General features: G+C 71.4%; 18 protein-coding genes and 1 pseudogene. 8 read left to right on the top strand and 11 right to left on the bottom strand.

Annotation, left to right across the window (positions count from 1 at the left end):
• Positions 1-6 precede the first annotated feature (6 nt).
• On the bottom strand, positions 7-996 hold the full coding sequence (locus ASC82_RS01515) for a metal ABC transporter substrate-binding protein (RefSeq protein ID WP_056640284.1): 990 nt from the start codon (positions 994-996) through the stop codon (positions 7-9).
• A gap of 177 nt (positions 997-1173) precedes the next feature.
• Between ASC82_RS01515 and ASC82_RS01510 the strand changes: the two genes are divergently transcribed.
• A complete protein-coding gene (locus ASC82_RS01510) occupies positions 1174-2556 on the top strand; it encodes a glycine--tRNA ligase (protein WP_056640281.1) in 1383 nt (460 codons plus the stop codon).
• 82 nt (positions 2557-2638) lie between these two features.
• Here ASC82_RS01510 and ASC82_RS01505 read toward each other — a convergent pair whose 3' ends face one another.
• The 3 genes from ASC82_RS01505 to ASC82_RS01495 form a co-directional block, all read right to left on the bottom strand.
• Positions 2639-3352, bottom strand: coding sequence for a VC0807 family protein (locus ASC82_RS01505; protein WP_056640278.1), 714 nt, complete (start codon positions 3350-3352; stop codon positions 2639-2641).
• A 147-nt stretch (positions 3353-3499) separates the two neighbouring features.
• Positions 3500-4090 carry a TetR family transcriptional regulator gene (locus ASC82_RS01500; RefSeq protein ID WP_056640276.1) on the bottom strand — a complete coding sequence of 197 codons (591 nt, stop codon included), beginning with the start codon at positions 4088-4090 and terminating at the stop codon, positions 3500-3502.
• Positions 4091-4133: 43 nt separating this feature from the next.
• Complete coding sequence (locus ASC82_RS01495) at positions 4134-5159, bottom strand: aldo/keto reductase (protein WP_056640271.1); 1026 nt, start codon at positions 5157-5159, stop codon at positions 4134-4136.
• A 260-nt stretch (positions 5160-5419) separates the two neighbouring features.
• Here ASC82_RS01495 and ASC82_RS01490 point away from each other — a divergent pair, with 260 nt between their 5' ends.
• Positions 5420-5632 (top strand): DUF6243 family protein, encoded by a 213-nt coding sequence (locus ASC82_RS01490; protein WP_056640268.1) that lies wholly within the window; start codon positions 5420-5422, stop codon positions 5630-5632.
• 65 nt (positions 5633-5697) lie between these two features.
• On the opposite strand, the gene ASC82_RS01485 is transcribed toward ASC82_RS01490, so the two are convergent.
• Positions 5698-7131, bottom strand: coding sequence for an MFS transporter (locus tag ASC82_RS01485; RefSeq protein WP_056640264.1), 1434 nt, complete (start codon positions 7129-7131; stop codon positions 5698-5700).
• A gap of 110 nt (positions 7132-7241) precedes the next feature.
• Here ASC82_RS01485 and ASC82_RS01480 point away from each other — a divergent pair.
• Positions 7242-8075, top strand: a pseudogene (locus tag ASC82_RS01480) (helix-turn-helix domain-containing protein); the annotation flags it as partial.
• A 59-nt stretch (positions 8076-8134) separates the two neighbouring features.
• On the opposite strand, the gene ASC82_RS01475 reads toward ASC82_RS01480, so the two are convergent.
• Positions 8135-9574: an MFS transporter gene (locus ASC82_RS01475; RefSeq protein WP_056640261.1), complete on the bottom strand. Its 1440-nt coding sequence runs from the start codon at positions 9572-9574 to the stop codon at positions 8135-8137.
• A gap of 52 nt (positions 9575-9626) precedes the next feature.
• Between ASC82_RS01475 and dusB the strand changes: the two genes are divergently transcribed.
• The 3 genes from dusB to ASC82_RS01460 all read left to right on the top strand — a co-directional run bounded on the left by dusB (position 9627) and on the right by ASC82_RS01460 (position 15527).
• Positions 9627-10763 carry a tRNA dihydrouridine synthase DusB gene (gene dusB / locus ASC82_RS01470; RefSeq protein ID WP_056640258.1) on the top strand — a complete coding sequence of 379 codons (1137 nt, stop codon included), beginning with the start codon at positions 9627-9629 and terminating at the stop codon, positions 10761-10763.
• A 366-nt stretch (positions 10764-11129) separates the two neighbouring features.
• Positions 11130-13841, top strand: coding sequence for a pyruvate, phosphate dikinase (ppdK, locus tag ASC82_RS01465; RefSeq protein ID WP_056640256.1), 2712 nt, complete (start codon positions 11130-11132; stop codon positions 13839-13841).
• A gap of 633 nt (positions 13842-14474) precedes the next feature.
• Positions 14475-15527, top strand: coding sequence for a helix-turn-helix domain-containing protein (locus tag ASC82_RS01460; protein WP_056640253.1), 1053 nt, complete (start codon positions 14475-14477; stop codon positions 15525-15527).
• Here the strand turns inward: ASC82_RS01460 and ASC82_RS01455 are convergent.
• Complete coding sequence (locus ASC82_RS01455; protein ID WP_056640251.1) at positions 15497-16651, bottom strand: alkaline phosphatase PhoX; 1155 nt, start codon at positions 16649-16651, stop codon at positions 15497-15499. The two genes, ASC82_RS01460 and ASC82_RS01455, sit on opposite strands and share 31 nt — an antisense overlap.
• A gap of 227 nt (positions 16652-16878) precedes the next feature.
• Here ASC82_RS01455 and ASC82_RS01450 point away from each other — a divergent pair, with 227 nt between their 5' ends.
• Together ASC82_RS01450 and ASC82_RS01445 are read left to right on the top strand one after the other, a co-directional pair.
• On the top strand, positions 16879-17361 hold the full coding sequence (locus ASC82_RS01450; RefSeq protein WP_056640248.1) for a group III truncated hemoglobin: 483 nt from the start codon (positions 16879-16881) through the stop codon (positions 17359-17361).
• A gap of 112 nt (positions 17362-17473) precedes the next feature.
• On the top strand, positions 17474-17887 hold the full coding sequence (locus tag ASC82_RS01445; protein ID WP_056640246.1) for a VOC family protein: 414 nt from the start codon (positions 17474-17476) through the stop codon (positions 17885-17887).
• Between the two features lie 73 nt (positions 17888-17960).
• Here the strand turns inward: ASC82_RS01445 and ASC82_RS01440 are convergent, their stop codons facing one another.
• From ASC82_RS01440 to nirD, 4 genes are all read right to left on the bottom strand, one after another.
• Positions 17961-18734 (bottom strand): SDR family oxidoreductase, encoded by a 774-nt coding sequence (locus ASC82_RS01440; RefSeq protein ID WP_056640244.1) that lies wholly within the window; start codon positions 18732-18734, stop codon positions 17961-17963.
• 86 nt (positions 18735-18820) lie between these two features.
• Positions 18821-20218, bottom strand: a complete 1398-nt coding sequence (locus ASC82_RS01435; protein ID WP_056640240.1) for an MFS transporter — start codon at positions 20216-20218, stop codon at positions 18821-18823.
• Positions 20219-20301: 83 nt separating this feature from the next.
• Entirely contained in the window at positions 20302-20886 is a 585-nt protein-coding gene (locus ASC82_RS01430) for a TetR/AcrR family transcriptional regulator (RefSeq protein ID WP_056641420.1), read from the bottom strand.
• Between the two features lie 37 nt (positions 20887-20923).
• Positions 20924-21247: a nitrite reductase small subunit NirD gene (nirD, locus tag ASC82_RS01425; RefSeq protein WP_242427536.1), complete on the bottom strand. Its 324-nt coding sequence runs from the start codon at positions 21245-21247 to the stop codon at positions 20924-20926.
• Positions 21248-21270: the final 23 nt, after the last annotated feature.

Here is a 21270-nt window from a genome sequence, read left to right as displayed (position 1 = left end):
CTGCGGTCACTTCGCGCCGAGGGCCTTCTTCAGCGCGGCGAGGTTCGACTGCATGACCTCGATGTAGTCATCGCCCTTGGACTTGTCCGTGATTCCCTCCAGCGGGTCGAGCACGTCGGTCGTGAGACCGGTGTCGCCGGCGAGGGTCTTGGCGGTCTTGTCGCTCGCGAGGGTCTCGAAGAAGACGGTGGAGACCTTGTCCTTCTCCGCGATGTCCTGGAGTTCCTTGATGCGGGCGGGGCTCGGCTCGGACTCGGGGTCGATGCCGGTGATGCCCTCCTGCTCCAGGCCGTACCGCTCGGCGAGGTAGCCGAAGGCGGAGTGGGTGGTGATGAAGGTCTTCGTGGCGGTGTTCTTCAGGCCCGTCTCGAACTCGGTGTTCAGGGCGCCGAGCTTCTTCACCAGGGCGTCGGTGTTCTTCTCGTAGTCCGCGGCGTGCGCCGGGTCGGCCTTCTCCAGGGCCGCGCCGACACCCTTGGCGACCTCGGCGTACTTCACGGGGTCGAGCCAGATGTGCGGGTCGGTGCCGGCCTCGGAGCCGTGGTCGTGGCCTTCGTGGCCCGCTTCCTCGGCGCCGTGCTCCTCGCCCTCGTGCTCGTGGCCGACCTCGTTGCCGTGCGCTTCGAGCGTGGTGAGGGTGGCGGCGTCGACGGTGTTCTTGACGCCGGCCTGGGCGATGGCGTCGTCGACGGCGGGCTGGATGCCCTTGAGGTAGAGGATGACGTCGGCCTCACCGAGCTCGCCGATCTGCTTCGGCTTGAGCTCCAGGTCATGGGGTTCGACGCCGGGCTTGGTGAGCGTGTCGACGGCGACGTGGCCGCCGCCTATCTGCTCGGCCAGGTACTGCATGGGATAGAACGACGCGACCACGTCCAGCTTGCCGCTGCTCCCCTTGTCGGCGGCGTCGGAGGTTCCGGCGCAGGCGGACAGGGAGACGATGCCGAGCGCGACGGCTCCGGCGACGGCGGTGGTGGGTATCAGGCGACGTACGTTCATGACACTCATTTTCAACAAAACTGGAAACGATTGTCAATTGTCGTACGTGTGGCCCCGCCCACGCGACCCCCTCGGACGCCCTCGCGCTCCCCTTGCACAGAACCGATTTGATGCAGGGGGTACGGGCGCCGGTAACCTGTGGCATTCGCACTTCGTCGTCGTAATGAAGAGAGCACCGTGGCCGCCGACAAGATCGACACCATCGTCAGCCTGAGCAAGCGCCGTGGCTTCGTCTACCCGTGCAGTGAGATCTACGGCGGCCAGCGTGCCGCCTGGGACTACGGACCGCTGGGTGTCGAGCTCAAGGAGAACCTCAAGCGCCAGTGGTGGCGTTACATGGTCACCGCGCGCGAGGACGTCGTCGGCATCGACTCGTCGGTGATCCTGGCCACCGAGGTCTGGGAGGCGTCCGGTCACGTCGCCACCTTCACGGACCCGCTGACCGAGTGCACCTCCTGCCACAAGCGCTTCCGCGCCGACCACCTGGAGGAGGCGTACGAGGCGAAGCACGGCCGCCTCCCCGAGAACGGCTTCGCCGACCTCAACTGCCCCAACTGTGGCAACAAGGGCACCTTCACCGAGCCCAAGCAGTTCTCCGGCCTGCTCTCCACGCACCTCGGCCCGACGCAGGACACCGGCTCCGTCGCGTACCTGCGCCCCGAGACCGCGCAGGGCATCTTCACCAACTTCGGTCAGGTGCAGCAGACCTCGCGCAAGAAGCCGCCGTTCGGCATCGCGCAGATGGGCAAGTCCTTCCGGAACGAGATCACTCCGGGCAACTTCATCTTCCGCACGCGCGAGTTCGAGCAGATGGAGATGGAGTTCTTCGTCAAGCCGGGCGAGGACGAGCAGTGGCAGGAGTACTGGATGCAGCAGCGCTGGAACTGGTACACCGGCCTGGGTCTCCGTGAGGAGAACATGCGCTGGTTCGAGCACCCGCAGGAGAAGCTCTCCCACTACTCGAAGCGCACCGCCGACATCGAGTACCGCTTCTCCTTCGGCGGCAGCGAGTGGGGCGAGCTCGAGGGCGTCGCCAACCGCACCGACTACGACCTGAACGCGCACTCGAAGGCCTCCGGCGCCAACCTCACGTACCTGGACCAGGAGTCCGGCGAGCGGTACACGCCGTACGTCATCGAGCCCGCCGCCGGTGTCGGCCGCGCGATGCTCGCCTTCCTCCTCGACGCGTACAACGAGGACGAGGCTCCCAACGCCAAGGGCGTCATGGAGAAGCGCGTCGTGCTGCGCCTCGACCCGCGCCTGGCGCCGGTCAAGGTCGCGGTCCTGCCGCTGTCCCGGAACCCGCAGCTCTCCCCGAAGGCCAAGGGCCTCGCGGCGGACCTGCGCCAGAACTGGAACATCGAGTTCGACGACGCCGGCGCCATCGGCCGCCGCTACCGTCGCCAGGACGAGATCGGCACCCCGTACTGCGTGACCGTCGACTTCGACACCCTCGACGACAACGCGGTGACCGTGCGCGAGCGCGACACCATGAAGCAGGAGCGCGTCTCCCTCGACCAGATCCAGGGCTACCTGGGCAGCCGCCTGCTCGGCTGCTGAACTCCCTGATCGCGTACGGCGAAGCCCCCGGTTCCGATGTCGGAACCGGGGGCTTTCCCGTGGGCGGGGTCAGTGCGTGCGGTCAGGCGGTCGCGGCGGCCCCGGCTTCAGCCCCGGCCTGGGCTTCGGCCTCGGCCTGGCGGCGGGCACCCTCGGCCGCCCGGCGCTTGCCGAACCAGGCCGTCCACACGCCCAGGGCGCCGAGGACGCCGTAGATCATGAGCGGGCTGAGCGTGACCATGGTCTTCGTCGGCAGCGCGTACGCGAGGGCGATGCGGACCAGTGCCTCGGCGACGTAGGCCACACCCCACACCAGCGTCATCGTGCGCATGGTGGAGCGGAAGCCCTCGTACTGCCACATGCCGTTCCACCAGGCGGTGCTCGCCGGGGTGCCGTCGGTGGCGAACTTCCGGCCGAAGTAGAACATCAGCGGTCGCGGCGCGAGCAGGGTGGCGAGACAGAGCAGCCCGAACAGGCCCGTCACACCCGAGTCCTTGACCAGCAGCGCACGGGCGGTGTGCGCGCCGATCAGGGAGACGAGCGCCGTGATCACCAGGAACACCAGCGTGACGACGGCGAACTCGTCGATCTTGCGCCGCCAGGCGACCATGATCGCGCTGTCCAGGACCGGCCAGGCGCTGCCGGCCAGCAGGGCCGTGAACTCGGACCAGCCGTGGTCCTCGGTCAGGGTGTTGTACGTGAGGATCGGCGCGACGACGTTGAGCCCGATCGTCAGGATCCAGCCGATCGCCGAGGAGGCCCCTGAGCGGGCCGGTGGCTGGGCGGGTGCGGACATGGTTCCCCCTGAGAGCTCTTACGGTCGAGACGGGGGAGAACGCTAGTGATCCGCCGGACAGGGAAGGGAAAACTCCAGGCCAAATGATCTTCAAGCGGGCGCAGGCGCAGGCGCGGGTGCGGGTGCGGGTGCGGGTGCGGGTGCGGGTCAGGCCCGCAGGGCGCGCTGCGTCAGCGAGATGACCGCCGCGAACGCGTCCTCGATGTCCGTGGTCGCCCAGTCGGCGGCGTGCGCCGGGTCGTGGAACCGGTCGGTGGCGTCGAAGACCGCCCGGGCCGTCGTCGCGTAGTCCCGCTCCGGCGCGGCGAACACCCCTTCGCGGTGGCCGTCCTCCACGATGCGGGCGATCTGCTCCACGAGGTGCTCCTCGTGCCGGTGGACCACATCGCTGTTCTCACCGATCAGCACCTGGAAGGTGGCCATCAGCTCCGGGTCCCCGCCCGCCTTGCGGCGCTTGAGGGCGAACAGCGCGGTCAGCCACCCGGTCAGCCGCTCGTCGGCGGCGTCCGGCGCCTCCGCGTACGGCCGGAGCGCGACGATCGTCCGCTCCAGCCACCGCTCGGTCACCGCCTCGCGCAGCGCCGCCTTGGTCCGGAAGTGGCGGTAGACGCTGCCGTGACTGACCCCGAGCACCCGGGCCACATCCACGACGGTCGCCTTCGCCGGCCCGTAGCGCCGCAGCACCTCCTCGGTGGCTTCGAGGATGCGCTCTGCGGTCAGGGTCTCGGTGGCGGCCATGGAATGACACTACCTGTCAGCCGAGATCCCCCGTCGGTACCCGTCAGTGCTCGCTGTCCAGGTGGGCCATCTGTGCCGCCGGGTAGCGGTCGCCGGCGGCGGCGCCCGCCGGGACGGCCGCCTCGATGGCTGCCAGGTCGGCGGCGTCCAGGGTGATGTCCAGGGCGCCGAGGGCCTCCGTGAGGCGGTCGCGGCGGCGGGCGCCGACCAGGGGGACGATGTCCGTGCCCTGGGCGAGGACCCAGGCGATCGCGGTCTGTGCGACCGTCACGCCCTTCGCCTCGGCGATCGCGCGGAGCCGGTCCACCAGGTCCAGGTTCCGGTGGAGGTTGTCGCCCTGGAAGCGGGGGGACATGCCGCGGAAGTCGCCGGCGCCGAGCTCCCGGTCCCGGGTGAAGTGGCCGCTGATCAGGCCGCGCGACAGCACGCCGTACGCGGTGACGCCGATGCCCAGCTCGCGCGCGGTCGGGAGGATCTTCTCCTCGATGGAGCGGGAGATCAGGGAGTACTCGATCTGGAGGTCGGCGATCGGGGCCACGGCCGCCGCTCTGCGCAGGGTGTCCGCGCCGACCTCGGAGAGGCCGATGTGCCGGACGTGTCCCGCCTCGACCAGCTCGGCGATGGCGCCGACGGTCTCCTCGATCGGCACGTCCGGGTCGACGCGCGCGATCCGGTAGACGTCGATGTGGTCGGTGCCGAGGCGCTGGAGCGAGTACGCCGCGAAGTTCTTCACCGCGGCCGGCCGGCCGTCGTATCCGGTGAAGCCGCCCTCGACCGTGCGCAGCGCACCGAACTTCACGCTGGTCAGCGCCTGCTCGCGGGCGGCGGCGGGGGCGCTCCGCAGGGCTTCGGCGATCAGCAGTTCGTTGTGCCCCATCCCGTAGAAGTCGCCCGTGTCGAGCAGGGTCACCCCGGCGTCCAGGGCGGCGTGGATGGTCGCGATCGACTCGGCGCGGTCGCTCTCCCCGTACAGCGCGGACATGCCCATGCAGCCGAGGCCGAGGGCGGAGACCGTCGGGCCGGTGGCGCCGAGGGGGCGGGTGGGGAGGGGGCGGCGGGGGGTGGTCATGGCGATCTCCTTGGAGGGAGGGATGCGATGGAGGGGCTTGCACGACAACCATGACATGACCGATGACAGATTTCAATATCTGTCATTCGTTTGGGTGGGGTGGAGTGGGATGGAGGCGGGGGTGGGGAAAAACGAGTGCTGCCCGGATGGTGCCGGGGTAGCGTCTCCGGCATGTCTTTGTTCTTCCAGATCTACGAGTGAGCGCGCCGTACAGGCCGAACGATCACCGATCACGCCCACCTCACTGACGGGAGAACCCCATGGCCAAGAGCCGCAACAACCTCCTCGGCGTCGGCGGACAGCGGAGGAAGCTGTCCCGCGCCGACCAGTACGGCGCCGTCCAGACCCGCTCCACCGCCCCGCGCACGGCCGACGAGCAGAAGCAGGAGCTCCTGAGGAAGATGCGCGAGCGCGCGCAGGGAGCCGAAGCCGCCGACAACACGCCGGGCACCGCAGAGGCCGGCCAGGAGTAGTCGCCCCAGCACGGCCGGGGGCCCGGAGCGTTCGACGCTCCGGGCCCTCCGCCGTGTCCCGCCGCCTACCTCACCGTCCTCGGCAGGCGCAGCGACAGCGCCGTCGTCAGCAGGATCATGGCCAGCTGGACCAGGAGCGTGACCGGCAGAGCCGCGTCGGAGCCGGAGGCGGCCAGGCTCAGGTAGAGGGAGCCGAGGGTGGCGACGCCCAGGGCCAGGGACGACTGCTGGGCGGTCACCATCACGCCGCTGCCCACGCCCGCCCGCTCCGCCGGGACCTCGGAGAGGATCACCCGGAAGATCACCGGCAGCTGGAGGCCCTGGCCCAGGCCCGCGATCGCCATGCCGGGGAGCAGGACGCCCACCGAGAGGTCCGGCCAGGAACGCCAGGCCGTCACCGCAAGCAGGGCGATGCCCACGCCCTGGATCAGGCCGCCCGCCGTCACCACGCGCGTGCCCCAGCGCCGTACCAGCCGGGGACCCGCGAGGGAGGCCCCGAAGAAGGCCACCGCCATCGGGACGAGCGCGAGCCCCGAGGCCACCGCGCCCAGACCCAGGCCCTGCTGGAGCGCGACCGCGATCACGAACATGAAGCCGCCGAAGCCCATGCAGAGCGGCAGCAGCAGGACGAGCCCGCGCCGCAGCGAGACCAGGCCGAGCAGGCTCGGCGGCACCAGCGGGGTGCCGCCCCGGCGGTCGAGGCGGCGCTCCGCCCGCCAGAAGGCCGCCGCCGCGAACGGGAACACGGCCAACGAGACCCACGTCCACAGCGGCCACCCCGCCGCCCGCCCCTCGGTCAGCGGCGCGAGCAGGGTGGTCAGGGCGAGGGCCAGCAGCAGCGTGCCCGGTACGTCCACCGGCGCCGGGCGGTCCGAGCGGGTCTCCGGGACCGTACGGAGGGCCAGGACCAGGCCCGCCACCGCCACCGGCACGTTCACCAGGAACACCGCACGCCAGCCCGAGCCCGCGAGGTCGGCGGCCACGAGGACCCCGCCCAGGATCTGCCCGGCCACCATGGAGAGACCCGCGGTCGCCCCGTACAGGCTCAGCGCCTTGGCGCGCCGCGCGCCCTCCGTCGAGGAGTGGATGGTCGCGAGGACCTGCGGCAGCATCAGCGCCGCCGCCGCGCCCTGCGCCACCCGCGCCCCGACCAGCGTCCAGGCGTCCGGGGCGAGGCCGCAGGCGAGCGAGGTGAGGCCGAAGGCCGCCATGCCCGCGAGGAAGAGCCGGCGGCGCCCGAAGAGGTCGCCGAGCCGCCCGCCCAGGACCAGCAGGACGGCGTACGACAGTCCGTATCCGGCCACGATCAGTTCGAGGAGCGCCGGGCCCGCCGCCAGGTCGTGGTCGATGGACGGCAGGGCGACATTGACGATGAAGAAGTCGATCAGGGGCAGCGAGGCGCCGAGCAGGACGGTGAAGAGGCCGAGCGGCCCGAGGGCCGGACGGTCGTGGGCGGGGGCCGGGGCAGCGGCCCGGGGAGAAGCGGAGGTCGAAGTCACGCATCCGACGATCCGCCGTCGCTCAGCCTGGTACCAGAGTGTCTTTATCCTGGTACAAACACTACCTGGCAACGGGCTGACTTCCCCGGCACCCTGGGAGCGTGACGACCATGACGACGGCCGGACCCGAGACGCGGCGGCACGAACTCGCCGCCTTCCTGCGCAGCCGACGGGAACGCATCACCCCCGAGCAGGTCGGCCTGCCCCGCGGGCGCCGCCGCCGCACCCCCGGCCTGCGCCGCGAGGAGGTCGCCCACCTCTCCGCCGTCGGCGTCACCTGGTACACCTGGCTCGAACAGGCCCGCGACATCCAGGTCTCCCCGCAGGTCCTCGACGCCCTCGCCGACGCGCTGCTCCTCGACCCGACCGAGCGGAGCCACCTCTTCGCCCTCGCCGGACACGCCGACCCGCGCCCCGGCGCCCCCTGCCCGGCCGTGACCCCCGCGCTGCGCGCGCTCCTGGAGCAGCTGGAGCCCGTCCCCGCCGCCGTCCAGAACAGCCGCTTCGACTTCCTCGCCCACAACCGGACCTTCGGGCGGCTCTTCTGCGACCTGGACGCCCTGCCCCGCGAGGACCGCAACTCGCTCTGGCTGGCCTTCACCAACGACGACTTCAGGGCAGCCGCCACCGATCTGCCGGACCTCCTCCCCATCCTCGCCGGGAAGCTCCGCGCCTCCATGGCCGAGCACCTGGCCGAGCCCGCCTGGAAGGCGCTCGTCCAGCGGCTCGAAGCGGCCTCGCCCGCGTTCCGCGAGATCTGGGCCCGGCACGACGTGGTCGCGCCGGGCGGTCGCACCAAGGTCATCCACAACGCCCTGGTGGGCGTGCTCAGGTTCGAGCACACCAACCTCTGGCTCGGTCCGACAACCGGGCCGCACCTCGTCACGTACGTCCCCGTCGACGACGAGACCCGGGCCGGCGTCGAACGGCTCCTGGAGCTGGTCGTACACGAAGAGGCCGTACGCGAAGAGGCCGTACGCGAGGAGGAGGACGAGGGGGGCCGTCAGCGGCGCGCCGCGACCGGAGCCCCGTCCTCCTCCGCCGCCGGCGACCGGGCCGCCCGCTCCGCCGTGCGCCGCGCCCACGCCCCGCTCGTCAGCGCCCCGACCACGAGGACCGCGGCCCCGCAGCCCGTGACGATCCAGTAGCCCGGGCGGGCCGCCGCCTCGAACGCCCCCGGGGCCGTGCCCGCGCTCATCCCCGCCGCCAGGACCGCGCCGACCACCGCCACCCCGAGGGTCTGCCCGACCTGGCGGCTCGTCGACGCGACCGCCGCCGCCACCCCGGCCTGCGCCCGGGGCATGCCGGAGACGGCGGTGTTCGTGATCGGCGCGTTCACCAGGCCGAAGCCGATGCCGAAGACGACGTACCCGGTGAAGAGCAGCGGATCGCTGGTCTCGGCCTCGAAGAGGGCGAAGAGGAGCGGCCCGGCCGTCATCGCCGTGCCCGCGAGCAGCAGCGAGGGGCGTGGCCCGCGCGCGCCCGTCAGGCGGCCCGACAGCGGCGCGAAGACGAAGGTCATGCCGGCCATCGGCAGCATGGAGAGCCCCGCCTCCAGCGGGGAGAGGCCGCGCACGTCCTGGAGGTACAGGGTGTTCAGGAAGAGGAAGCCGCCTAGCGCCGCGAAGGCGCAGACCGCGATGACGGTGGCCCCGCTGAACGGCGCGCTGCGGAAGAACCGCAGATCGATCAGGGGCTCGCTCCGCCTCGGCTCGTACAGGACCACCCCGGCGAGCGCGACGGCCGAGATCCCGGCGAAGCGCGGGTCGGTCTCGATGATCGCGTACGTGAGCGAGCCGAGGAGCACCGCGACCAGGAGCTGTCCCACGGGGTCGGGGCGGCGGGGCCGGGGCGCGCGGGACTCGGGGACGTACCGCAGGGTGAGGAGCAGGGCGACGAGGGCGACCGGCAGGTTCACCCAGAAGATCGCCCGCCAGCCGACCGACTCGACGAGCACACCGCCCACCAGCGGCCCGGCGGCCATGGAGACGCCGACGACCGCGCCCCAGACGCCGATGGCACGCGCGCGTGCCGCCGGTTCGGTGAAGGTGTTGGTGATGATCGACATGGCGACCGGGTTCAGCATGGAGCCGCCGACGGCCTGCACCGCCCGGAAGGCGATCAGGGTCTCCAGGCTGGGCGCGAGGGAGCAGAGCAGCGAGCCGAGCGCGAAGACGACGAGGCCGGTGGCGAAGACCTTGCGGCGGCCGATCCGGTCGGCGGTGGAGCCCGAGAGCATCAGCAGACAGGCCAGGACGAGGGTGTACGCGTCGATCGTCCACTGCAGTCCGGAGACGGAGGCGCCCAGGTCGGCGCGGATGGAGGGCAGGGCGACGTTGAGCGCGGTGTTGTCCAGGCTGACGATGAGCAGGCTCATGCAGCAGATCGCCAGGACGACGCGTTCCCGGCCGCGGGGGAGCCGCGAGGGTGTGAGCTCCGGCATGTGCGGATAGTACGGCTAACTAATGACCGCCGCAGTGCGCGACAATGGCCGAATGACCGCGTTCTCCCCCCTCGCCATCGGGCCGCACATCGTGCAGCCGCCGGTGGTGCTCGCCCCGATGGCCGGCATCACCAACGCCCCCTTCCGTACCCTCTGCCGTGAGTTCAGCGGCGGCAAGGGGCTGTTCGTGAGCGAGATGATCACGACGCGCGCCCTGGTCGAGCGCAACGAGAAGACCATGCAGCTCATCCGCTTCGACGCGACCGAGCAGCCGCGCTCGATCCAGCTGTACGGCGTGGACCCCGTGACGGTCGGCAAGGCCGTGCGGATGATCGTCGACGAGGACCTCGCCGACCACATCGACCTGAACTTCGGCTGCCCGGTCCCCAAGGTGACGCGGAAGGGCGGCGGCTCGGCCCTGCCCTACAAGCGGCCGCTGCTGCGCGCGATCCTCAACGAGGCCGTGGGCAACGCGGGTGACCTGCCGGTCACGATGAAGATGCGCAAGGGCATCGACGACGACCACATCACCTACCTCGACGCCGGACGGATCGCCGTGGAGGAGGGCGTCACCGCCATCGCCCTGCACGGACGGACCGCCGCCCAGCACTACGGCGGTACGGCGGACTGGGACGCGATCGCGCGCCTCAAGGAGCACGTGCCGGAGATCCCGGTGCTCGGCAACGGCGACATCTGGTCGGCCGACGACGCGCTGCGGATGATGCGGGAGACGGGCTGCGACGGCGTGGTCGTCGGGCGCGGCTGCCTGGGCCGGCCGTGGCTCTTCGGCGACCTGGTGGCGGGCTTCGAGGGCACCGGCGAGTACGCGCAGCCGGGTCTGCGGGTGGTCGCGGACGCGATGGTGCGGCACGCGCGGCTGCTCGGCGAGTGGCTCGGCGACGAGGCACGCGGTGTCATCGACTTCCGCAAGCACGTCGCCTGGTACTTGAAGGGCTTCGCGGTCGGCTCGGAGATGCGCAAGAAGCTCGCCATCACCTCCTCCCTGGACGAGCTCCGCGCTCAGTTGAGCGAGCTCGACCTGGACCAGCCGTGGCCCGTGGGCGCGGACGGTCCTCGGGGTCGTACGTCCGGAAACAACCGAGTTGTCCTGCCGGATGGCTGGTTGAAGGACCCGTACGACTGCGCCGGGGTCAGTGAGGACGCCGAGCTGGACACGTCCGGCGGGTGAGATCCGCGCGGGAATCGGCCTTTCCTGGGGAGTGATCCTCGCCACCCCTGAGGGGGGTAGCGCTCACATGAGCAGGTTACGGACGACTGCATCGCCTGAAGGGTGGCACCGGGTGCCACCCTTTTTGCGTTCAAGAAGTGAACGCAAGTGCTCGGATGGGCGCTCATCTGAGCGGTAAACCTCTATTTTGGGTCATCTGAGCTTCGGGGCCTGAAAGCGGAAGCTACCTCTCAGTTACTTTCGATGTGCTGGCGGACGGGTGGTTAAGACCATGTGACCGGCAGGCGTACCTCCACAGACGCCTTCGATCTGGGTATGTTCCTCGCCGTCAGGGCAGCCAACCGAGTCATCGAGGAGTCGGGACCCGTGTCGGAAAACAATGATCAGAAGTTCGTCTACGACTTCACCGAGGGCAACAGGGACCTGAAGGACCTGCTCGGTGGCAAGGGCGCGAACCTCGCCGAGATGACCAACCTCGGCCTGCCGGTTCCCCCCGGCTTCACGATCACCACCGAAGCGTGCAAGGTCTACCTCGAGAGTGGCTCGGAGCCCGTCGCGCTCCGCGACGAGGTCAGTGCGCACCTCGACGCGCTCGAGCAGCAGATGGGCAAGAAGCTCGGCCAGGCCGACGACCCGCTGCTCGTCTCCGTCCGCTCCGGAGCGAAGTTCTCCATGCCGGGCATGATGGACACCGTCCTCAACATCGGCCTCTCGGACGAGTCCGTCGTCGGCCTCGCCCGCCAGGCGGACAACGAGCGCTTCGCGTGGGACTCGTACCGCCGGCTCATCCAGATGTTCGGCAAGACCGTCCTCGGCGTCGAGGGCGAGCTCTTCGAGGACGCGCTGGACGAGGCGAAGGCCGCGAAGAAGGTCGCCAGCGACACCGACCTCGACGCCGCCGACCTCAAGAAGGTCGTCAAGGGCTTCAAGAAGATCGTGAAGGCCGAGACCGGCCGCGACTTCCCCCAGGACCCGCGTGAGCAGATGGACCTCGCCATCGAGGCCGTCTTCAACTCCTGGAACACCGACCGCGCGAAGCTGTACCGCCGCCAGGAGCGCATCCCGGGCGACCTCGGCACCGCCGTCAACGTCTGCTCGATGGTCTTCGGCAACCTCGGCCCGGACTCCGGCACCGGCGTCGCCTTCACCCGCGACCCCGCCTCCGGCCACGCCGGCGTCTACGGCGACTACCTGCAGAACGCGCAGGGCGAGGACGTCGTCGCCGGCATCCGCAACACGGTGCCGCTGGCCGACCTCGAGTCGATCGACAAGAAGTCGTACGACCAGCTCATGCACATCATGAGCACCCTGGAGACCCACTACAAGGATCTCTGCGACATCGAGTTCACCATCGAGCGCGGCCAGCTCTGGATGCTCCAGACCCGTGTCGGCAAGCGCACCGCCGGTGCCGCCTTCCGCATCGCCACGCAGCTCGTGGACCAGGGCCTGATCGACGAGGCCGAGGCGCTCCAGCGCGTCACCGGCGCCCAGCTCGCCCAGCTCATGTTCCCCAAGTTCGACGAGGACGCGAAGGTCGAGCAGATCGGGCGCGGCATCGCCGCCTCCCCGGGCGCGGCCGTCGGCAAGGCCGTCTTCGACTCGTACACCGCGGTCAAGTGGTCCCGCTCCGGCGAGAAGGTCATCCTGATCCGCCGCGAGACCAACCCGGACGACCTGGACGGCATGATTGCCGCCGAGGGCATCCTCACCTCCCGCGGCGGCAAGACCTCGCACGCCGCCGTCGTCGCCCGCGGCATGGGCAAGACCTGTGTCTGCGGCGCCGAGGAGCTCGAGGTCGACACCAAGCGCCGCCGGATGACCACCTCCGACGGCCAGGTCGTCGAGGAGGGTGACGTCGTCTCCATCGACGGCTCCACCGGCAAGGTCTACCTCGGTGAGGTACCCGTCGTACCGTCCCCGGTCGTCGAGTACTTCGAGGGCCGCATGCACGCCGGCGCCGACGACGCCGACGAGCTCGTCGCCGCCGTCCACCGGATCATGGCCTACGCGGACCGCGTCCGCCGGCTGCGCGTCCGCGCCAACGCCGACAACGCCGAGGACGCGCTCCGCGCCCGCCGCTTCGGAGCCCAGGGCATCGGCCTCTGCCGCACCGAGCACATGTTCCTCGGCGAGCGCCGCCAGTACGTCGAGCGGCTGATCCTGGCCGACACGGACGCCGAGCGCGAGGAGTCGCTGAAGGCGCTGCTCCCGCTGCAGAAGCAGGACTTCATCGAGCTCTTCGAGGCCATGGACGGGCTGCCCGTCACGGTCCGCCTGCTCGACCCGCCGCTGCACGAGTTCCTGCCCGACATCACCGAGCTGTCGGTGCGCGTCGCCCTCGCCGAGTCCCGCAAGGAGCCGCACGAGAACGACCTGCGCCTGCTCCAGGCCGTGCACCGCCTGCACGAGCAGAACCCGATGCTGGGTCTGCGCGGCGTCCGCCTCGGCCTGGTCATCCCCGGCCTGTTCACCATGCAGGTCCGGGCGATCGCCGAGGCCGCGGCCCAGCGCATCGACGCCAAGGGCGACCCGCGCGCCGAGATCATGATCCCGCTCGTCGGCACCGTCCAGGAGCTGGAGATCGTCCGCGAGGAGGCCGAGCAGGTCATCGCGGAGGTCCGGGCGCAGACGGGCGTGGACCTGAAGCTCGCGCTCGGCACCATGATCGAGCTGCCGCGCGCCGCCGTGACCGCCGGTCAGATCGCCGAGGCCGCGGAGTTCTTCTCCTTCGGCACGAACGACCTGACGCAGACGGTCTGGGGCTTCTCCCGCGACGACGTGGAGGCCTCGTTCTTCACCGCGTACCTGGAGAAGGGCATCTTCGGCGTCAGCCCCTTCGAGACCATCGACAAGGACGGTGTCGGCGCGCTCGTGCGCAGCGCCGTCCAGGCCGGCCGCGCCACCCGCCCCGACATCAAGCTCGGTGTCTGCGGCGAGCACGGCGGCGACCCGGAGTCGGTGCACTTCTTCCACGAGGTCGGTCTCGACTACGTCTCCTGCTCGCCCTTCCGGATCCCGGTGGCGCGTCTGGAGGCCGGCCGTGCCGCGGCCGAGTCGAAGGGCAGCGACAGCCGCTGAGTCCTGCTGAACCGGGGGTCAGGAGTGGCGGTCGGGCCCTCCTGAACCCCGGTTCAGCAGCGGTCCCGCGCGCTCCTGAACCCCTGTTCAGCAGCGGAGACAGCGGAACCACCCGCACCACCGGGGCCGCCGTCGGTCACCTTTCGACCCTCACCGACGGGCGGCGGCTCCGGGCACCAAAGAGAGACGGGGCGGACACCTTTGTGCGGAGGTGTCCGCCCCGTCGCATTTCACCCCGAACGTGGGTGCTCATTTTGCTTGATCGTCGATCAGATGTGAGTTCGTGTTCAATTTCGGCCGATTGAATTATTGGCCATTGAACTTTTCTGTTTCCTCGGCGCAAAGAACGGGTCGGGCGCGACCCCCGGATCCCCACCCGGAGGCCGCGCCCTTTACCGATGTCGGGCAGGTGAGCCGCAACCTCGCCGACCGCCGCCGGACGCGCAAAGCCCCCCACGGTCTTCGCCACGTCACCTCGGTCCTGAAGGTTTCCTGTCCGACCCGCACAGCTTTTCGTTTCTCCCCCGATTGCCGCGATGCTTTTCAACTGTGGCTGAAACACCCTGGTAACGTGCTGTGATGCTGTGCATACTCGTCGTCGGGGGTGGTTGCGAGTGCACAGGTGGGGACGTCATGCTGCGGATTCATTTCACCGGAAACGACTTGGCGGGGGTGCGGACGGCCGCCCGGCCGGATGTTCTGTGGGAAACCATTCTCAGCTTTCACCGCTTAAGGGACCGGCGCGGATCCGTCGTCTACCGGGAATGGCGCTCGGACGCCCGGATGCGGCTCGGCGGTGAGACCCGCCTCCTCGCCGCCCTCGTTCCCAGCCGCGGCTATTTTCCCGACTTCCTGACGCCCGCAGAAGGCGTCCACGGCCTCGACGAGGGCCTCCGGGCGATCCGCGCGACCGACTCCGGCCGGCTCCGCAGCGAGCTCTCGATGCTCGCCGCGGACCGCTCCGGAGGCCGGACCGTGCCCCACTCGCTGCGCGCCCTCGCCGACGGCGGCGCGGAGCCCTTCGACCGGCTCGTGGGGGCCCTGCGCAGCTATCACCGGGCCGCGATCGAGCCGTACTGGCCGCACATCCGGGCCCGCGTCGAGGCCGACCGGGCGCGCCGCGGCCGCGCGCTCCTCGACGGCGGCGCCGAGGAACTGCTCGCCTCGCTGCCGCCGATGCTGCGCTGGCGCGCGCCCGTCCTGGAGGCCGACTACCCGGTCGACCGGGACGTCCACCTCGACGGGCGGGGGCTGCTGCTCCAGCCCTCGTACTTCTGCCGGGGGACGCCGGTGGTGCTGCGCGACCCCGCGCTGCCGCCGGTCCTCGTCTACCCCGTCACCCACGGCGAGGCGCCGACGGTCCGCGCGCCGGGCGGCTCCTCGCTCGCCAAGCTGGTCGGCCAGACCCGCTCGGCGGTGCTGCACGCCATCGGGGACGGCGGGACGACGAGCGAGCTCGCGCGCCGCGCGGGGGTCTCGCTCGCCTCCGCCAGCCAGCACGCGGGCGTGCTCAGGGAGGCCGGGCTCATCGCGACCCTGCGCCACGGCAACGCGGTCCTGCACACGCTGACGCCGTTGGGCGCCGCCCTGCTCGGCGGCGCCCAACGGACCGTGGACCTGCGCACGGTGGAACTACGGACGGTGGAACTGCGCCGTTACGCGCGGAACGGGCCGGTCACCTCGTAGGTGATGCCGCCCGAGGAGCTGCCCGACGTGCCTCGCTGGCTGGAGAAGTACAGCCGCCGGCCGTCGGGCGAGAAGGCCGGTCCGGTGATCTCCGAGCCGGACTGGCCCGTGATGCGGACGAACGGGGCGACGACGTCGTCCGGGGTGATGACGCAGATCTCCATGTTGCCGCCGTCCTCCGCGACGAACAGATCGCCGGAGGTGGTGCCGGTGATGTTGTCGACGCCGGTCAGCGGGGCGGTGCCGGAGACGAGCGAGTCGTCGTAGGCCAGCTCGTAGGTGCCGGTGGCGAGGTTGACCTGCCAGACCCGGTTGTCGCCCTTGGTGGTGAACCAGACGGTGTCGTTCGCGTAGTAGCAGCCCTCGCCGCCGTTGAACTTCTTCGCACCGGACACCTGGGTGCGGGTCGTGGTCGGCGAGCCGTCCGGGTCGGGGACGTTCTGCCAGGTGAAGGAGCCGGAGGTGGCCGTGCCGGCCTTGAAGACCTGGAGCGTGCCCGCGGAGAGGTTGCCCCAGGTGGTCGGGATGAAGCGGTAGAAGCAGCCGTCCGACTCGTCCTCGGTCAGGTAGATCACCTTGCGGACCGGGTCGGCGGCGGCCGCCTCGTGCTTGAAGCGGCCCATCGCGTCGCGGCGGTAGGCGGTGCCGCCCCACGGGTTCGACTCGTAGACGTAGCCGAGGGACACCTCCTCACAGGAGAGCCAGGTGTTCCACGGGGTGGCGCCGCCCGCGCAGTTCTGCCGGGTGCCGGAGAGGATCCGGTACGCGCCGGTGATCGCGCCCGCGGAGTCGAAGCGCACCGCGCTCGCGCCGCCGCTCGGGTTGATCTCCGAGTTCGACACGTAGATCCAGCCAGTGCCGTCGACGAAGCAGGCGCCGCCGTCGGGGGCGTTGTGCCAGGTGTACGAGGTGCCGGACACGGTCTGGCCGGACCTGGCGATCACCCGGCTGGTGAACCCGGCCGGCAGCTGGATGCCGTTGGCGTCCGCCGAGCCGAGCGCCCCGTACGGGCCCGCGCCGGGCTGGGCGGGCGCGGCGAAGGCCGCCCCGTGCCAGAGGCTGCCGCCGAAGGCGGCGGCGGAGGTGCCGATGACCGCTCCACGCAGGAAACTGCGTCGCTCCACGTCTCACTCCTGAAGAGGGTGATGAACCGCCCCGCCAAGCCGGTCGGCTGCGGGGTCGCGCGCTTCCGGAACCTAGGAGTACGGAGTTGACGGTGCATCAACAAGCGATGAAGGGGAAGAGGCGGGCGCGGGGCGAAGGGCGGCGCCGCAGGTGGAACCCGGGGGGACTGCGCGCCCGGGACGTTCGGCACTGGGAGAGGGGTGGCCGAGAGGGGACACTGGGGAGCATGCGCGCCACCCGGGACATCAGCGACCGCGACGACCTCGACGTCATCCTGCGCCGGTTCTACGGCGCCGCCTTCGCCGATCCGCTGATCGGGCCGTTCTTCACCGAGATCGCCGGCACGGACCTGGAGGTCCACCTGCCGCGGATCACCGACTTCTGGGAGCGCGCCCTCTTCCGCACCGCCGACTACGGGCGCGACGCCTTCGCGCCGCACGCCGCCCTCCACTCCGCGCGCCCGCTCACCGCCGCCCACTTCGGGCGCTGGGTCCAGCTCTGGCGCGCCACCGTCGACGGCCTCCACCAGGGGCCGAGGGCCGAGCGGGCCAAGGCGCAGGGCGAGCGGATCGCCGTCGCGATGCTGCGCAGGCTCGCGGGACCGGACGCCGCGGCCGGGGGGACCGGTGGCGGGGCCGGCGCGGACGGCGCGACCGGCGGCGGGGGATTCGTACCGTTGGCGGCCCTTGAGCTGCGCTCCGCGGCCTGAGCGAAAAAGATCCTCGGGAGAGCGATGAGTTCCGGGCGGACCGCCCGTCTTACCTCTTGAAAGCGCCGGTACGCACCGAGCACTCCGGCCGCCCGACGGAAGAGAGAACGCCATGGCCCCGCAGATGATCTTCGTGAACCTGCCCGTGAAGGACCTCGACGCCAGCAAGGCCTTCTACGAGAAGCTCGGCTACTCCATCAACCCGCAGTTCAGCGACGAGACCGCCGCCTGTGTGGTCATCAGCGACACGATCTTCGCGATGCTGCTCACCGAGGAGAAGTTCAAGAGCTTCACCGCCCCGGGCAAGGAGATCTCCGACGCCACGAAGGCCACCGAGGTCCTCATCACGCTGAGCGCCGAGAGCCGCGCGAAGGCCGACGAACTGGCCGACGCCGCCCTCGCCGCCGGCGGCGGCCCGGCGAAGGAGCCGATGGACATGGGCTTCATGTACGGCCGCTCCTTCGCCGACCCGGACGGCCACCACTGGGAGGTCTTCTGGATGGACCCGGCCGCCGCCCAGGGCTGAGCCCTCCCCGGCCCCCTACGGGCCTACGGGCCTACGGGACCACGGGACCACGGGACCACGGGCCCGACGTACGTCAGGCGGAGACCCCGCCGTCGATCACCAGGTCGGTGCCGACGGCGGAGCCCGCCGCGTCCGACGCGAGGTACAGGACGGCCGCCGCGATCTCCGCGGCGGACGAGATCCGGCCCAGCGGCGACTCCTCCTTCATCCGGACCGCCCGGTCGGCGTCCGTCTCGCCGGGCCGCAGGGACATCGAGGACTCCGAGGCGCCCGGGCTGACCGCGTTGATCCGGACCCCGTCCGCGATGTGGTCCAGGGCCGCGGCCCTGGTGAGGGCCGAGACGGCCGCCTTCGAGACCTGGTAGCCGAAGACCCCGGGGATTCGGACGTGCGGGCCCAGGTTGGACGAGACGTTCACGATCGCCCCGCCGCCGTGCGCCCGCATGTGCGCGACCTCGGCCTGGAGGGCGTGCAGCACCCCCGTCACGTTGATGTCGAGCAGCGTCTGCCAGTCCTCCAGCGGGAAGTCGGCCGCGCTGTGGCCGCCGCCCCGGAAGACCCCGGCGTTGTTCACGGCGACGTCGAGACCCCCGAACAGCTCGACCGTGCGCCGGACCAGCTCCCGTGTGGACTCGGCGCGGGCCACGTCGGCCGTGACCGCCGCCGCGGTGCCCCCGGCGGCCTCGATCAGGGCGACCGTCTCGTCGAGCGGCCCGGCGGTACGGCCGGCGGCGAGGACCCTCGCGCCCTCGGCGGCGAAGGCGAGCGCGATGGCCCGGCCGAGACCGGAGCCGGCGCCGGTGACGAGGACGGTGCGGTCGGCGAAGCGTGCGGATGATGCGGACATGCGGGTCGACTCCCCTGTGAAGACGTGCTGTTGCCGGGTGGCTGTGCTGCTTTGTGGATGTGCTGCTTGGTGGCTGTACCGCTTGGCTACGTGGTGCGGATCGTGGTGGCCGCGAGGGCGGTGAACAGGACGGCCGCGGCCGCCAGCGACACCGCGTCGCCGCCGAGGGTGAGCAGTGCGGCGAAGAGCACGGTCGGCCCGAGCTCCATCGCCGTGTTCAGGACGCCGCCCGCGAGCCCCGCGCGGTGCGCCGGGACGCCCTCGGTGGCGAGGACGGCGGCGCCCGCGAAGGACAGCGCGCCACCGGCCGGCAGGAGCAGGAGGCCGGGCAGCAGCCCGTACGCGTACGGCACGGAGCCGTCGAAGCCCGTCGCGGCGAGCAGCCCGAGCCCCGCGGCGGCCGTGCCGAGCCCGGCTCCGGTGACCCGGCCGGGGCCGTACCGCCCGATCAGCGGGCCCGCGAGCCGGCCCGCGCCGAGCAGGGCGACCGCGAAGGGCACGAAGGCGGCGGAGGTGAGCAGCGCGGACCAGCCGCGTCCCTCCTGGAGGGCGAGGGACAGCAGGATGAAGACCGTGGCCGTCCCGGCCGCCGTGAGTCCGATGGCGGCCAGGCCGAGGCCCCGGCGGCCGTCGCGCAGGAAGTCCGGCGGCAGGAGCGGGTCGGCGGTCCGCCGCTCCACGACCGCGAAGGCGGCGAGCAGCGCCAGTCCGGTCAGCAGCGGGACGAGGACCGGGGCGGAGCCCCAGGAGTGGGCGTCGGTGAGGACGAGCCCGAAGCTGGCGAGCGTGATCCCGGCGGTCGCGAGCAGCGCGCCCGGCAGGTCCAGGGCCCGGTCCGTGCCGGGCGGGGTCGCGGGCAGCAGCCGGGGTGCGAGGAGCAGCGCGGCGAGCGTCACCGCGACCGGTACGGCGAAGGTGCCGCGCCAGGAGGAGGCGGCGGCGATCACCCCGGAGAGGAGGTTCCCGGCGGTCGCGCCGAGCACGGAGAGCCCGCCCCAGGTGGCCATCGCCCTGCCGTACGCGGCCGGTGCGGGGAACAGCGCCCGGAGCACGGCCATCGCGGCCGGGGCGACGAGCGCCGCGCCGACGCCCTGCCCGAAGCGGGCGGCGAGCAGCGCCTCGTATCCGGGGGCGAGCGGTGCGAGGGCGGAGGCGGTGCCGAAGACCAGGAGGCCGGCGGTGAGGGTCCTGCGGCCGCCGAACCGGTCGGCGAGCCGGCCGCCGAGCAGGAGCAGTCCGGCGAAGGTCAGCCCGTAGGCGGCGCTCAGCAGGATCAGGTCGGCGCGGTCGAGCCGGAAGTCGGCGCCGATGCGGGGGAGGGGGACGGCGAGGGAGGCGAGCGTGAAGATGAGCGTCATCTGCACGCCGCCGAGGAGGAGGAACCCGCCGCGGGTGCGGGCCCCTGGCCGGTCGTGGCCGGTCGCGCCGTCGCGTTCCCGTGCCGTGGTCGTCGTGGTCGTCGTGGTCGCCTTCGTCGCCCGCATGACGCATCCCCCGTAGTGCTGTACTTGACCGTACATTCCAATATGAGCCCCGAAGAAAGGGCGCCCCTGCGGGCGCCCGCTCCTCAGTCCAGCAGTCCCAGTGCCTGCTCCGCCGCGTCCAGGACCCTGCCCGGGTCCGTCGAGGCCTTGCCGACCACCCTGATGCCCTGGAGCAGGACGAGCAGCATCCTGGCCAGGGCGCGCGGATCCCGGTCCGCCGGGAGCTCGCCCCCGGCCCGGGCCCGGGTGAGCGCCGCGTACAGGAGCGTCTCGATCTGCTCCCAGCTCAGCTCGACCCGGCGTGCGACGGCCGAGTCGTGCGGGGCCAGCTCCGCGGCCGAGTTGGTGACGAAGCAGCCGTTCAGGCGCCGGCCCTCCGTCGCCGCCTCGGCGGCGAAGCGGCGGACCAGCCCGCGCACGGCCGGCAGCGCCGGGCCCGGCGCGGACAGCTCCCCGACGATCGCCGGGTCGCAGGTCTCCAGGTAGCGGTCCATCGCCTTCATGTACAGGTCGTGCTTGTTCCCGAAGGTCGCGTAGATGCTGGCGCGGCCGACACCGAGGTGCTCCACGAGGTCCGACATCGTCGTCGCCTCGTAGCCGCGCGCCCAGAACAGGTCGAGAGCGGCCTGGAGCGCGGCGTCGGGATCGAATTCCTTGGTCCTGGCCACCAAGAGACCGTACGTCTTTCTGGAACGGTCGGTCAAGCTATACGGCTCGGATGGGATAGACCGCGACCGCGACCTCGTCGTCGTCCAGGCAGCGGCCCGTCTCCAGGTCGAAGCGCTGCTTCAGGAGCGGCGAGGCCACGAACGGCCGCCCGTCCGCCGAGCCGACCAGCCCCCGGGACAGCACCTGCGCCCCCGTGAACGGATCGCGGTTGTCGATCGCGTACGTCCGTCCCGACCGGTCCCGGAAGACCGCCGCCTGCCGGCCGTCCGGCAGCAGCGCCGCCACGCCCCGGCCCGGGGTCAGCCGGGACTCCTCGCAGACCGTCATCCAGGAGCCGGGGGAGGGGGAGAGTTCGAGCATCGCCGTGGTGAGCGTCGTCGTGG

The organism is Streptomyces sp. Root431 (assembly GCF_001426585.1).
In the GTDB taxonomy this organism is placed as follows: domain Bacteria; phylum Actinomycetota; class Actinomycetes; order Streptomycetales; family Streptomycetaceae; genus Streptomyces; species Streptomyces stackebrandtii.
The sequence above is the reverse complement of the archived record's forward strand: the minus strand, read 5'-3'. Positions and strand labels throughout refer to the sequence as shown.

Coding starts and splice junctions, on each gene's coding strand:
- ASC82_RS01490 (WP_056640268.1), top strand. CDS start 5,420: ATGGCCAAGAGCCGCAACAACCTCCTCGGCGTCGGCGGACAGCGGAGG.
- ASC82_RS01500 (WP_056640276.1), bottom strand. CDS start 4,090: ATGGCCGCCACCGAGACCCTGACCGCAGAGCGCATCCTCGAAGCCACC.
- dusB (WP_056640258.1), top strand. CDS start 9,627: ATGACCGCGTTCTCCCCCCTCGCCATCGGGCCGCACATCGTGCAGCCG.
- ASC82_RS01460 (WP_056640253.1), top strand. CDS start 14,475: ATGCTGCGGATTCATTTCACCGGAAACGACTTGGCGGGGGTGCGGACG.
- ASC82_RS01445 (WP_056640246.1), top strand. CDS start 17,474: ATGGCCCCGCAGATGATCTTCGTGAACCTGCCCGTGAAGGACCTCGAC.
- ASC82_RS01475 (WP_056640261.1), bottom strand. CDS start 9,574: ATGCCGGAGCTCACACCCTCGCGGCTCCCCCGCGGCCGGGAACGCGTC.
- ASC82_RS01450 (WP_056640248.1), top strand. CDS start 16,879: ATGCGCGCCACCCGGGACATCAGCGACCGCGACGACCTCGACGTCATC.
- ASC82_RS01505 (WP_056640278.1), bottom strand. CDS start 3,352: ATGTCCGCACCCGCCCAGCCACCGGCCCGCTCAGGGGCCTCCTCGGCG.
- ASC82_RS01435 (WP_056640240.1), bottom strand. CDS start 20,218: ATGCGGGCGACGAAGGCGACCACGACGACCACGACGACCACGGCACGG.
- ASC82_RS01515 (WP_056640284.1), bottom strand. CDS start 996: ATGAACGTACGTCGCCTGATACCCACCACCGCCGTCGCCGGAGCCGTC.
- nirD (WP_242427536.1), bottom strand. CDS start 21,247: ATGCTCGAACTCTCCCCCTCCCCCGGCTCCTGGATGACGGTCTGCGAG.
- ASC82_RS01440 (WP_056640244.1), bottom strand. CDS start 18,734: ATGTCCGCATCATCCGCACGCTTCGCCGACCGCACCGTCCTCGTCACC.
- ASC82_RS01495 (WP_056640271.1), bottom strand. CDS start 5,159: ATGACCACCCCCCGCCGCCCCCTCCCCACCCGCCCCCTCGGCGCCACC.